Annotated in this window: 11 protein-coding genes; 6 read left to right on the top strand and 5 right to left on the bottom strand. The window is 72.1% G+C overall.

The window, feature by feature from the left end; translation table 11 throughout:
- Positions 1–72 precede the first annotated feature (72 nt).
- Both ACZ4W5_RS34410 and ACZ4W5_RS34415 read right to left on the bottom strand, forming a co-directional pair.
- Positions 73–2,532, bottom strand: a complete 2,460-nt coding sequence (locus ACZ4W5_RS34410; protein ID WP_402489107.1) for an HAD-IC family P-type ATPase — start codon at positions 2,530–2,532, stop codon at positions 73–75.
- A 52-nt stretch (positions 2,533–2,584) separates the two neighbouring features.
- Positions 2,585–2,947 carry a DUF2530 domain-containing protein gene (locus tag ACZ4W5_RS34415; RefSeq protein WP_465658999.1) on the bottom strand — a complete coding sequence of 121 codons (363 nt, stop codon included), beginning with the start codon at positions 2,945–2,947 and terminating at the stop codon, positions 2,585–2,587.
- Between the two features lie 184 nt (positions 2,948–3,131).
- On the opposite strand from ACZ4W5_RS34415, the gene ACZ4W5_RS34420 reads away from it, so the two are divergent.
- The 3 genes from ACZ4W5_RS34420 (at position 3,132) to ACZ4W5_RS34430 (ending at position 5,317) form a co-directional block, all read left to right on the top strand.
- Positions 3,132–4,592 carry an NCS2 family permease gene (locus ACZ4W5_RS34420; protein WP_360239318.1) on the top strand — a complete coding sequence of 487 codons (1,461 nt, stop codon included), beginning with the start codon at positions 3,132–3,134 and terminating at the stop codon, positions 4,590–4,592.
- 120 nt (positions 4,593–4,712) lie between these two features.
- Positions 4,713–4,901: a type II toxin-antitoxin system VapB family antitoxin gene (locus ACZ4W5_RS34425; RefSeq protein ID WP_465659000.1), complete on the top strand. Its 189-nt coding sequence runs from the start codon at positions 4,713–4,715 to the stop codon at positions 4,899–4,901.
- Positions 4,898–5,317 carry a PIN domain-containing protein gene (locus ACZ4W5_RS34430; protein ID WP_465659002.1) on the top strand — a complete coding sequence of 140 codons (420 nt, stop codon included), beginning with the start codon at positions 4,898–4,900 and terminating at the stop codon, positions 5,315–5,317. Before ACZ4W5_RS34425 ends, ACZ4W5_RS34430 begins: the two co-directional genes overlap by 4 nt.
- 64 nt (positions 5,318–5,381) lie before the next feature.
- On the opposite strand, the gene ACZ4W5_RS34435 is transcribed toward ACZ4W5_RS34430, so the two are convergent.
- A complete protein-coding gene (locus ACZ4W5_RS34435; RefSeq protein WP_465659004.1) occupies positions 5,382–5,831 on the bottom strand; it encodes a VOC family protein in 450 nt (149 codons plus the stop codon).
- Positions 5,832–5,962: 131 nt separating this feature from the next.
- Here ACZ4W5_RS34435 and ACZ4W5_RS34440 point away from each other — a divergent pair, with 131 nt between their 5' ends.
- Both ACZ4W5_RS34440 and ACZ4W5_RS34445 read left to right on the top strand, forming a co-directional pair.
- Positions 5,963–6,886 (top strand): DUF4231 domain-containing protein, encoded by a 924-nt coding sequence (locus tag ACZ4W5_RS34440; RefSeq protein ID WP_465659006.1) that lies wholly within the window; start codon positions 5,963–5,965, stop codon positions 6,884–6,886.
- A gap of 191 nt (positions 6,887–7,077) precedes the next feature.
- Positions 7,078–8,787, top strand: coding sequence for a hydrogenase maturation protein (locus ACZ4W5_RS34445; protein WP_465659008.1), 1,710 nt, complete (start codon positions 7,078–7,080; stop codon positions 8,785–8,787).
- Positions 8,788–8,967: 180 nt separating this feature from the next.
- On the opposite strand, the gene ACZ4W5_RS34450 is transcribed toward ACZ4W5_RS34445, so the two are convergent.
- Together ACZ4W5_RS34450 and ACZ4W5_RS34455 are read right to left on the bottom strand one after the other, a co-directional pair.
- Entirely contained in the window at positions 8,968–9,795 is an 828-nt protein-coding gene (locus tag ACZ4W5_RS34450) for an MHYT domain-containing protein (protein ID WP_360239306.1), read from the bottom strand.
- Between the two features lie 302 nt (positions 9,796–10,097).
- The gene (locus ACZ4W5_RS34455; RefSeq protein WP_360239303.1) at positions 10,098–10,520 is read right to left on the bottom strand and encodes a VOC family protein; all 423 of its coding nucleotides are present in this window, start codon (positions 10,518–10,520) and stop codon (positions 10,098–10,100) included.
- Between the two features lie 122 nt (positions 10,521–10,642).
- On the opposite strand from ACZ4W5_RS34455, the gene ACZ4W5_RS34460 reads away from it, so the two are divergent.
- Positions 10,643–11,077 carry a MarR family winged helix-turn-helix transcriptional regulator gene (locus ACZ4W5_RS34460; RefSeq protein ID WP_360239300.1) on the top strand — a complete coding sequence of 145 codons (435 nt, stop codon included), beginning with the start codon at positions 10,643–10,645 and terminating at the stop codon, positions 11,075–11,077.
- Positions 11,078–11,250: the final 173 nt, after the last annotated feature.

Here is an 11,250-nt window from a genome sequence, read left to right on the forward strand (position 1 = left end):
GCTAGAGGCGCCGACCGGGCCGGCGCGGGCGTGCCACTCCGTGCCGCGGCGGGCGCGTCACTCCATGCCGCGTCACTCCATGCCGCGGCGCTTCATCCAGCCCCAGGCGAGCTCCAGGACGACGCCGCAGACCACGGCGATGGCGACGCCGATCCAGGGATCGCGGATGCCGACCAGGCGGAGCTGGAAGAAGTCGGACAGCGGGGGGACCAGCAGCACCAGCGCGAAGGCGAGGCCCATGGTCCCGATCAGCAGCAGGCGCCACCAGTTGTACGGGCGGGCGACGATGGCGAGCACCCAGATGGCGATCAGGAAGAGCGTCAGGGTGGCCACGCTGGTGTCGGCCTTGAGGTCGGTGGCGTGGTCGGCCCGGGCCAGCGCGTAGGCCACGAAGGTGCCGGTGCCGGCGATGGCGCCGCCCGGGACGGCCAGCCGCAGCACCCGCTTCACGAAGCCGGTGCGGGCCCGCTCGTTGTTGGGGGCGAGGGCGAGGAAGAAGGCCGGCACGCCGATGGTGAGGGTGGACAGCACGGTGGAGTGCCGGGGCAGGAACGGGTACGGCGAGTGGGTGAAGATCACCAGCAGCGCCAGCAGCACCGAGTAGACCGTCTTGACCAGGAACAGCCCGGCCACCCGCTCGATGTTGCCGATCACCCGGCGGCCCTCGGCGACCACCGAGGGCAGGGTCGCGAAGGAGTCGTTCAGCAGCACGATCTGGGCGACCGCCTTGGTGGCGTCCGAGCCGGTGCCCATCGCCACGCCGATGTCGGCGTCCTTGAGCGCCAGCACGTCGTTGACGCCGTCGCCGGTCATCGCCACGGTGTGGCCGCGGGACTGCAGCGCCCCGACCAGCTCGCGCTTCTGCTGCGGGGTGACCCGGCCGAAGACGCTGGTGCGGTCGGCGGTCTCGGCGAGCTGCTCCGGGTCCTTCGGCAGGGTGCGGGCGTCCAGCGGGCGGTCCGCGCCGGGCAGTCCGAGATGGCCGGCCACCGCGCCGACCGAGACCGCCGCGTCGCCGGAGATCACCTTGGCCCGGACGTTCTGGCCCTCGAAGTAGCGCAGGGTGTCGGCGGCGTCCGCGCGCAGCCGCTGCTGGAGTACCACCAGGGCCAGCGGGCTGAGCCCGGCGGCCGGGTCGGGGGAGTCCAGCGGGTCGGGCGTGCGGCCGAGCAGCAGCACCCGCAGGCCCTTGGCGCCCAGCTCGTCCACCTCGGCGAGCGCCGGGTGCCCGGCGGGCAGCAGTACGTCCGGGGCGCCGAGCAGCCAGCTGGCCTCGCCGCCCTGGGGCTCCAGCAGCTGCACGCCGCTCCACTTGCGGGCCGAGGAGAAGGGCATCGCCTCGATCACCCGCCAGCCGTGGCCGCCCGGGCCGGCGCCGTCGCCGCGCCCGTACGCGTCGATCACGGCCTGCATGGACGGGTTGGGGCGGGCGTCGGCGCCGGCCATCACGGCGAGCGCGTGCTGGACGGTGTCCCGGTCAGCCGGGGCGGAGCCGCCGTCGGCGATCAGCCGCAGGTCGACGACGTCCATGCCGCCCTCGGTGAGGGTGCCGGTCTTGTCCAGGCAGACGGTGTCCACCCGGGCCAGGCCCTCGATCGCCGGGAGCTCCTGGACCAGGCACTGCTTGCGGCCCAGCCGGATCACGCCGATCGCGAAGGCCACCGAGGTCAGCAGCACCAGGCCCTCGGGGACCATCGGGACGATGCCCGCCACCATCCGGCGCACCGCCTCGCGCCAGTCGCGGCCCTCCACGGCCAGCTGGCTGATGATCAGACCGATCGCGGTGGGGATCAGCAGGTAGGTGATGAACCGCAGGATGCTGTCGATGCCGCTGCGCAGCTCCGACTTCACCAGGGTGAACTTGCTGGCCTCCTCGGCCAGCTGGGCCGCGTAGGCCTCCCGGCCGACCCTGGTGGCGGTGAACGCGCCCGCGCCGGCCACCACGAAGCTGCCGGACATCACCTGGTCGCCGGGCTGCTTGAGGACGGGGTCGGGCTCGCCGGTGAGCAGCGACTCGTCGATCTCCAGGCCGTCCGCCTCGGTGACCTCGCCGTCCACGATCACCTTGTCGCCGATGCCGAGCAGCACGGTGTCGTCGAGGACGATCCCGGAGACGGCGATCTGCTGGACGGCGCCGTCCCGGCGGACCTGCGGTCTGGCCTCGCCGATCAGGGCCAGGCTGTCCAGGGTCTTCTTGGCGCGCAGCTCCTGGATGATGCCGATCGCCGTGTTGGCGACGATGACCAGGCCGAACAGGCCGTCCTGGATCGGTCCGACGATCAGGATGATCCCGAACATGATGCCGATGATGGCGTTGAAGCGGGTGAAGACGTTGGCCCGGACGATCTCCCCGGTCGACCGGCTGGACCGTACCGGGACGTCGTTGACCTGCCCTTTCGCCACCCGCTCGGCCACCTCGGCGGCCGTCAGGCCGCCGCGCCGGCCGGGCAGCAGGCCGAGCGGGTGCGCTCCGTCGGGGCGGTCTCCGCCGGCCGGCTGCTGCTCTTCCGCGGGCTGGGCAGGCTGCGTCATGGCACCGACTCTACGGGCGCCTTATGTCCGATGCGTGCTACTAAAGGACTATTCAGTCCGACTGGGTGGCAGGGCCGGTGCCGTCCCCGGTGCCGTTCCCGGTGCCGCCCGTGCTGCCGTCCTTGCTGCCGTTCTTGCTGCCGTCCGCGACCTGCTCGGCGGTGGCCGCCTCGGCGGCGCGGCTGCGGGCGATCGCGTCCCGCCGGGCGCGGCAGTACCAGAGGCCGATCAGGCCGAGCAGGCCGCCGGAGAGGCAGATCCACGGCCAGGTGCCGTGGCCGTGGTCGGACAGGGTGCCCTGGAAGGGGAGCAGGGCGACGAAGGCGACGAACCACAGCACCGTGCCGGCGCCGACGATGGCGACGTCATTGGCCTCCAGCGGAGGGGGCGAGGGGTGCAGCGGCGTCTTGGGCATGGGGCCTAGCGTACGGTGCGCGGGGGCGTCGGGGGTTGCGGCGGGCGCCCGGTCGGTCAGGGGCGGGCTCTACGCGCGAAGATAGCGCGTGTGCGACCGGGAAACCATACTTGAAGGTCCACGCCCGGCCACCGTCGCCACGGGCGTTCTCCCCCTCCTCAGCTCCCCCACAGAGGACGCACGCATGCCTGTGGTCCAGCCGACCACCGAGTCGCCCGAACCCGCGGATTCCGCGCCCACGCCCCCCACCGGCGCCCTGGACCGCTACTTCAAGATCAGCGAGCGCGGCTCCAGCCTGCCGCGCGAGATCCGCGGCGGTGTCGCCACCTTCTTCACCATGGCGTACATCCTGGTGCTGAACCCGATCATCCTGGCCAGCGCCACGGACATGACCGGGGCCCACCTGGACAGCGCCCAGCTGGTCACCGCCACCGCCCTCACCGCCGGTCTCACCACCCTGCTGATGGGCGTGATCGGCAACGTGCCGATCGGCCTGGCCGCCGGACTCGGCGTCAACACCATCGTGGCGCTCCAGCTCGCGCCCAGGATGACCTGGCCGGACGCCATGGGCATGGTGGTGCTGGCCGGCTTCGCGATCATGCTGCTGGTCGCCACCGGCCTGCGCGAGCGGGTCATGAACGCCGTGCCGCTCGGCCTGCGCAAGGCGATCGCGATCGGCATCGGCCTGTTCATCAGCCTGGTCGGCCTGGTCGACTCCGGCTTCGTCAGCCGCATCCCGGACGCCGCCCACACCACCGTCCCGCTCCAGCTCGGCGGCAACGGCCACCTGCTCGGCTTCCCGGTGCTGGTCTTCGTGGTCGGCCTGCTGCTGACCCTGATCCTGGTCATCCGCAAGGTGCCCGGCGCCATCCTGATCAGCATCGCGGCCTCCACCGTGCTCGCCGTGGTGATCGACAAGGTCGCCGACGTCCCGGCGCTCAAGTGGGGCCTCACCGTCCCCACCTGGCCCGGCAACCCGGTGGCCGCCCCCGACTTCGGGCTGGTCGGCAAGGTCAGCCTGTTCGGCGGCTTCGAGAAGGTCGGCGTGCTCACCGGCGTGCTGTTCGTCTTCACCGTGCTGATGTCCTGCTTCTTCGACGCGATGGGCACCATCCTCGGCGTCGCCGACGAGGCCCACCTGCTGGACGAGAAGGGCGACCTGCCGGGCATCAACCGGATCCTGATGGTCGACGGCATCGCCACCGCGGCCGGCGGCGCCACCTCCGCCTCCGCCAACACCTGCTTCGTCGAGTCCACCGCGGGCGTCGGCGAGGGCGCCCGCACCGGCTTCGCCTCGATCGTCACCGGCCTGCTCTTCGTGGTGGCGCTGTTCCTCACCCCGCTCGCCACCATGGTCCCCGCCCAGGCCGCCACCCCGGCCCTGGTCACGGTCGGCTTCCTGATCCTGGCGGGCTCCGTCAAGGAGATCGACTGGGCCGACTTCACCATCGCGATCCCGGCCTTCCTGACCATCGTGATGATGCCGTTCACCTACTCCATCACCAACGGCATCGGCTTCGGCTTCATCGCCTTCTGCGTGCTGCGCCTGGCCGCCGGGCGCGGTCGCAGCGTGCCGGTGCCGCTCTACGCGGTGGCGGCGGTCTTCGCCTTCTACTACCTGATGCCGGCCTTCGGCCTGCTCTGACGGCTCGCTCCGACGGCCCCGCACCCGGTTGGGTGCGGGGCCGTTTTTGATATCGGAAGTGCGCCTGGACTGATATCGTTTTCTTGTTGCCAGCCGAGGGAGGAAGCCATGGCGCGTACTGTGATCGACCTTGATGACGACCTTCTCGCCGAGGCGCAGCGTCTGTTCGGCACGACCACCAAGGTCGCCACGGTCAACGCGGCACTGCTGGAGGCCGTGAAGCTGGCCAGGCGGATAGAGCTCGCCGACGCCATCGCCAACGGGGAGTTCGACCTCCTCGACGAGTCGGGCAAGTCGGCGGCGGCGTGACCCGAGAGCGCTTCCTGATCGACAAGTCGGCTCTGGCGCGCTGGGGAAAGCCGACGGTGCGGCCGGTCCTCGACGATCTCTCACAGCGTGCACTGCTGGCTGTGAGCGCGGCAGTCGAGATGGAGGTCCTGCACAGTGCCCGAAGCGCGGCGGAGGCCGATCGGCTGAGCCATCTGCTCAGGGGCTTCGACTACCTGCCGTGCACCGACGAGGTCTGGGACCGAGCCAAGGACATTCAGCGCCGCGCCCTGTTCCGGGGAAACCACCGTGCGCTGTCCATGGCCGACATGCTGATCGCTGCCACGGCTGAACGCCACGGGGTGACCGTCCTGCACTATGACGGCGACTACGACATGATCGCGGCCATCACCGGACAGTCCACTCGATGGGTCGTTCCGGCCGGGGCGGCTGACTGAGCCCTTCCCGCCGTGTCTCGAACGGCCCCGCACCCGGTTGGGTGCGGGGCCGTCGGCGTTCTGGTCAGTGGACGCAGAACTCGTTGCCCTCCGGGTCCCCCATGACCGTCCAGGCGCCGCCGGGTTCGGCGACCTCGCGCAGGACGGTGGCGCCGAGGGCTTCGAGGCGGGCGACGGTGGCCGCGCGCTCGCCCGGGCCGGGGTGGACGTCGAGGTGGAGGCGGTTCTTGCCCTGCTTGGGCTCCGGGACGGCCTGGAAGAGGATCCGGCGGCCGAGGCCGGTGTCCGAGGCGGGGTCGTACGGGTCCTCCGGGTGGCGGACCGCGGCGAGGGTGCGCCAGGCGGGGTGGCCGTCGACCTCGGTGAGGGCGTCCGAGGTGATCGCGCCGGCGTCCAGCAGCCGGGCGATCAGGGCGGCGTGGTCCTCGACGGTGCAGTCGAGGGCGGCGCCCCAGAAGGCGGCCTGGCGGTGCGGGTCGGCGCAGTCGACGACGAGCTTCCAGTGCAGCGGCATGTAACCGGTTATATCGGTTACGAGCAGGTGGGAGCAATCACCGACGGTCGGAAGGTGTCAAAAAGGCGACCGTGTAGGGCAGTTGGCGGCGGGCATACTGCCTGGACGGAGAAGGGGAGGGGACTCGACCGATGGTGCAACAGGATCCGCCCGGGGGCGTCGAGGGGCGACTGCTGCCGGAACTCTTCTGGCGGGCGGACAAGGCCTCGCTGGACGGACAGCGCGAGACGCTCCGCTGGCACCGCGGACTGATCGCCATGCTGGTGGTCGCCGCGCTGATCGGCTCGCTCCCGGGCCCGGACCACAAGGGCGACGGCGATATCAAGCCACTGTTCTCGGTGGCCGCCTTCCTGATCGCCGGCTACTTCTGGTCCCGGCTGCGCCGCAGCAACCCGCAGGGTCGGTGGTACGAGGCGCGGGCGGCGGCCGAGTCGGTCAAGACGCTCGCCTGGAAGTACAGCGTCCGGGCCCGGCCGTTCGGCGGCGAGGCCGACTCGCCGGACGCCGACCGCGGCTACCTGCTCCAGGTCGAGGACGTGCTGCGGGCCTTCGAGGACCCGGAGATCGTGCCGCCCGGCAGCGTCCCGGAGATCACCGAGGAGATGCGGCGCGCCCGGGCCGACAGCCTCGTCGCCCGGCGCACCCTCTACCTGCGCACCCGGGTCGAGAGCCAGCGCACCTGGTACCGCTCCCGGGCCGAGTCCTGCGAGTCCCAGGCGGTCTCCTGGGGGCTCGGCATCGCGACGCTGATCATCATCGGCGCGGCGGCGGCGATCGCCCAGGCCACCGGCGCCCTGGAGGTGCACATCTTTGGCGCCAGCTCGGCCGCGGCCGCCGCGATCATCGCCTGGACCCAGCTCAAGCAGCTGCGCCCGCTGGCCGCCGCCTACCAGCTGGCCGCGCGCGAGCTGGAGAACGTCGGCAACCAGCTCTCCGACCTCGACCTCAAGACACCCGATGCCGAGGAGCGCTGGGCCCGGCTGGCCGCCGAGGCCGAGGACGCCGTCTCCCGCGAGCACACCACCTGGCGGGCCCGCCGGGCCTTCCCACGGTAGGGCCCGTCCGACGCGCCAGTCCAACTCCGGGGAGGGGCTGGGGAGATCCGGCGAAGCGGGGGCACGCCGAGGGCACAGGTGTGCGGGGTGCGTGAGAGTGGGGTGCCGAGGCACGGAACGTGACCATTACGTGTCCATGCCCTGGTTTCATCGCCTCCGCGCGACCCGCAGTCCCTGCCCGGAGGCCCCCTGTGCGCATTCTCCTGATCGCCACCGCGTTCAACAGCCTGACCCAGCGCGTCCACACCGAGCTGCGCGAGCGCGGCCACCAGGTCGCCGTCCAACTCGCCCTCGGCGACGAGCAGATGAGGGAGGCGGTGGCCCGGGTCGACCCGGAGCTGATCGTCTGCCCGATGCTCACCAGGGCCGTTCCGGAGGACATCTGGTCCACCCGGACGGTCCTGATCGTGCACCCGGGCCCGAAGGGCGACCGCGGCCCCTCCTCGCTCGACTGGGCGATCACCGAGTCCGCCCGGCGCTGGGGCGTCACCGTGCTGCAGGCCGTCGAGGAGATGGACGCCGGCGACATCTGGGCCTCCGTCGAGTTCGCCGTCCCCGAGTGCGGCAAGAGCGAGCTGTACCGGGGCGAGGTCGCGGACGCCGCCGCCGAGGCCGTCCTGCTGGCCGTCCAGCGGTACGAGGGCGGGCTGTTCACCCCCGAACCGCTGGACTACGCCCGCCCCGACGTACACGGCGAACTGCGGCCCTTCCTGCGCCAGGAGGCGCGCCGCATCGACTGGCAGCAGGACGACACCGCCACCGTGCTGCGCAAGCTGCGCGCCGCCGACTCCCAGCCCGGCGTGCTGGACGAGCTGTACGGGCGGGACTTCTTCCTGCACGGCGGCCACCCCGAGGACGAACTGCGCGGCCCCGAGCCCGGCGCCGTGCTCGCCACCCGGGACGGCGCGATCTGCCGGGCCACCGTGGACGGCGCGGTCTGGATCCCCCAGCTGCGCCCGCGCCGCACCCCGGGCGGGCCGGCCACCTTCAAGCTGCCGGCCGCCACGGTGCTCGCCGACGAGCTGCACCAGGTCCGCGAGGTGCCGGTGACCCCGGCGCAGGCCGCCCGCCGGGACACCTGGTCGGAGCTGCGCTACCACGAGGACGGCGAGGTCGGCTTCCTCGAATTCGCCTACGCCGGCGGGGCGATGAGCACCGAGCAGTGCCGCCGGCTGCTGGCCGCCTACCGCGCGGCCGCGGACCGGCCCACCTCGGTGCTGGTGCTGGGCGCGCCCCGGGACTTCTACTCCAACGGGATCCACCTCAACGTCATCGAGGGCTCGGCCTTCCCGGCGCTGGAGTCCTGGGAGAACATCAACGCGATGGACGACCTGGTCGAGGCGATCCTGACCACCGGCGACAAGCTGACCGTCGCCGCGCTGGCCGGGAACGCGGCGGCCGGCGGCCTGATGCTGGCGCTCGCCGCCGACGAGGTGTGGTGCCGGGAGTCGGCGGTGCTCAACCCGCACTACCGGCTGATGGGCCTGTACGGCTCCGAGTACTGGACGTACACCCTGCCCGCCCGGGTCGGCGCCGAGCAGGCCGAGCGGCTCACCACCGAGGCGCTGCCGGTCGGGGCCGCGCACGCCCGCCGGATCGGCCTGGTGGACCGCACGGCCGGCGGGGACGCGGCGGAGTTCCGCCGCTGGACGGCGCGGGAGGCCGCCCGGCTGGCCGGCTCGCCGGAGCTCACCGGGCGGCTGGTGGACAAGAAGCGCCGCCGCGCCGAGGACGAGGAGGCCAAGCCGCTGGCGGAGTACCGGGCGGAGGAGCTGCGCCGGATGCACGCCAACTTCTACCGGGCGGGCGAGCCGTACCACGCGCTGCGGCGGGACTTCGTGCGCAAGGTCTGCCCGGTGGCCACGCCGGAGCACCTGACCGGGCTGCTCGGCCGGCCCTGAACCCGGGCGGCGACGCCTGGCGGTACGGCAGTGCCGTCCGGCGGTACAGCAGTGACGTCCGGCGCTACGGCAGTGCCGTCCGGCGGTACAGACAGCAAAATGACGTCCGGCCGGGGTGGGGGACCCGGCCGGACGTCACTGGTGGGGCCGCCCGCGACCCGGCGCGGGCGGCGGCCCGGCTCAGCGCCGGACGGTGGTCCGGCGCGACGGCTGCCGCTGCGGCGGGACGCGGGGCGTCCGCGGGGGCAGCGGGGCCGCCGGGCCGACGAGCAGCGGCTGGGTGCTGGGCTTGCTCGGGGAGACGGCGAAGGCCAGTGAGCCGAAGAACACGTAGCAGCCGAGCCCGACCCCGAGCGGGAAGATGAACTGCAGCGCCATCACCCCGCCCTGGGTCGACTGCGAGGCGTCGAGGCGGACCGAGAGCGCCGCCATGCCGGTGTAGTGCATCGCGCAGACCGCGACTCCCATCACCGGCGCCGCCGCCAGCACCGCGAGGGTGCCGCGGATGTTCAGCGCGGCCCAGAGCGCGGCCGTGGCGGCGAACACCGCGATGCCGATCGAGAGCCCGACCGTCACGTGGTCGTAGCCGAGCCGGCCGGGCAGCACCATCGCGGCCATACCCAGGTAGTGCATCGCGGCGACCCCGAGTCCGGTGGTCAGCCCGCCGACCAGCAGGGACAGCACCGGGTGGCGCCGCCAGTACCCGACGGTGAACAGTCCGATGCCGACCACCGCGACGGCGACCAGCAGGCTGAGCACGGTGAGCCCCGGCTGGTAGGTGATCTCGGCGCCGGTGACGGAGAAGCCCAGCATCGCGATGAAGTGCATGGACCAGATGCCGGCGCCGAGCGAGGTCGAGGCGAAGAGCAGCCAGACGGCCCGGCTGCGGCCCGTGGAGACCAGCGCCCAGCGGGCGCTGCGTAGGGCGACGAAGGCACCGAGGCAGGCCACGAAGTACGAGACCGCCGGTGTCACCCAGCCGTGGTCGGCATGATGGATCTCACCCAATTGAGCTCCCTGGACGAGGGGTTGAGGGCGCCAGGGTTCGGGCGGAGGCGGTCGGCGGGGTACCGGGGAACGGGTGGGACGCGCGCGGACGGGCACGGAGGGGGCTCCGCCGAGGGGAGACCTGGCGTGGTGATGCCCCTGACAACCCCGGAGAGTAGCCACTGACGGGTGGTCGCACAAGGTTCGCGATTTTCGTGAAGTCCCAGGTCAGGAAGGACCTTTACGCGGCCTGCAAGATCTCGGCACCAAGCCCTGACATCGCCTGCGCACGGTCTCCGGGCGCCTTGGTGCGCTTTGGTGCGTTACTCCAGCGGGGCCAGCCCGAACGGGTGCCCGGCTGGGTCGATCAGCACCTTGAGCGTGCGGCCGTGCTGGTAGCTCGGCTCGGTGGCGCCGAGCGCGAGGGCCTTCGCGGTGGACTCCTCCAGGTCGTCCACGTAGAAGTCCAGGTGGAAGTGCTTGCTGCCGTCCGGTTCGGTCCACGGCTCCGGCCGGTAGCCCGTCACCCGGCCGAAGCCCAGCGGGCTGCCGCCCTCCGGGTTGTCCAGGATCGCGAAGTGCTCGTCCACGTGACGGGTCTCCCAGCCGAGCAGCTCGCCGTAGAACGAGGCCAGCGCGACCGGGTCGGCGCAGTCGATGGTGACCATGGCGAGCCGGGCGAAGCCGGAGTCGTCCGGCACGGACTGTGCGGATTGCGCGGGTTGCTCGGAGGCGAGGTCGGACATGTCTGGTCGGCCCTTCCGGGAGGCGGGAACGATCACCCCTCACCAATATGGCACCCGGCCGATCCTCCGGCGCGGTGGGAACCCGTTTTTCCTTAGCGAGAGTAATGACGTAAGCTAAAGAGATGCCCGAGATGTCCGAGCAGGACCTCGCAGCGATCTCACAGCTGCGGTCGTCCACGATGCGCCTCTCCCGACGACTCAAACACCAACGGGTGGAGGAGTCGCTGAGTCCCACCGAGATGGGAGTGCTGGGCACCCTCGCCCGGTGCGGGAAGGCGACGCCGGGTGAGCTCGCCCGGAAGGAGCACGTGCAGCCTCCTTCGATGACCAGGATCGTCGCGATGCTGGAGGAGAAGGGGCTGGTGCGGCGCGAGCCGCACCCCGAGGACCGCCGCCAGGTGGTCGTCAGCAGCACCGAGCAGGCCGAGACGATCCTCGCGGAGAGTCGTCGGCGCCGAAACGTCTGGCTCGCCGAGCTCGCCCAGGGGCTCGACGACGAGGAATGGGCCGTCCTCAGGGAGGCCGCGCCCGTGCTCTACAAGCTCGCCCACCTGTAACTCGTACAGATCGAGGCACACCGACCCCGGCCGGCCGCCGGGAGGAGAAGGAGCCCGCATCACCGCAGGACCGACCATCATGACCAGGAGCGGGGGGGGGGGGGGGGGGGGGGGGGGGGGTGGGGGGGGGGGGGGGGGGGGAAAGCTCGGAGCCGACAGCGGCGAACCGCTTA

The sequence above is a fragment of the Kitasatospora sp. NPDC029367 genome (assembly GCF_055569135.1).

Coding starts and splice junctions, on each gene's coding strand:
- ACZ4W5_RS34410 (WP_402489107.1), bottom strand. CDS start 2,532: ATGACGCAGCCTGCCCAGCCCGCGGAAGAGCAGCAGCCGGCCGGCGGA.
- ACZ4W5_RS34415 (WP_465658999.1), bottom strand. CDS start 2,947: ATGCCCAAGACGCCGCTGCACCCCTCGCCCCCTCCGCTGGAGGCCAAT.
- ACZ4W5_RS34420 (WP_360239318.1), top strand. CDS start 3,132: ATGCCTGTGGTCCAGCCGACCACCGAGTCGCCCGAACCCGCGGATTCC.
- ACZ4W5_RS34435 (WP_465659004.1), bottom strand. CDS start 5,831: ATGCCGCTGCACTGGAAGCTCGTCGTCGACTGCGCCGACCCGCACCGC.
- ACZ4W5_RS34440 (WP_465659006.1), top strand. CDS start 5,963: ATGGTGCAACAGGATCCGCCCGGGGGCGTCGAGGGGCGACTGCTGCCG.
- ACZ4W5_RS34455 (WP_360239303.1), bottom strand. CDS start 10,520: ATGTCCGACCTCGCCTCCGAGCAACCCGCGCAATCCGCACAGTCCGTG.
- ACZ4W5_RS34460 (WP_360239300.1), top strand. CDS start 10,643: ATGCCCGAGATGTCCGAGCAGGACCTCGCAGCGATCTCACAGCTGCGG.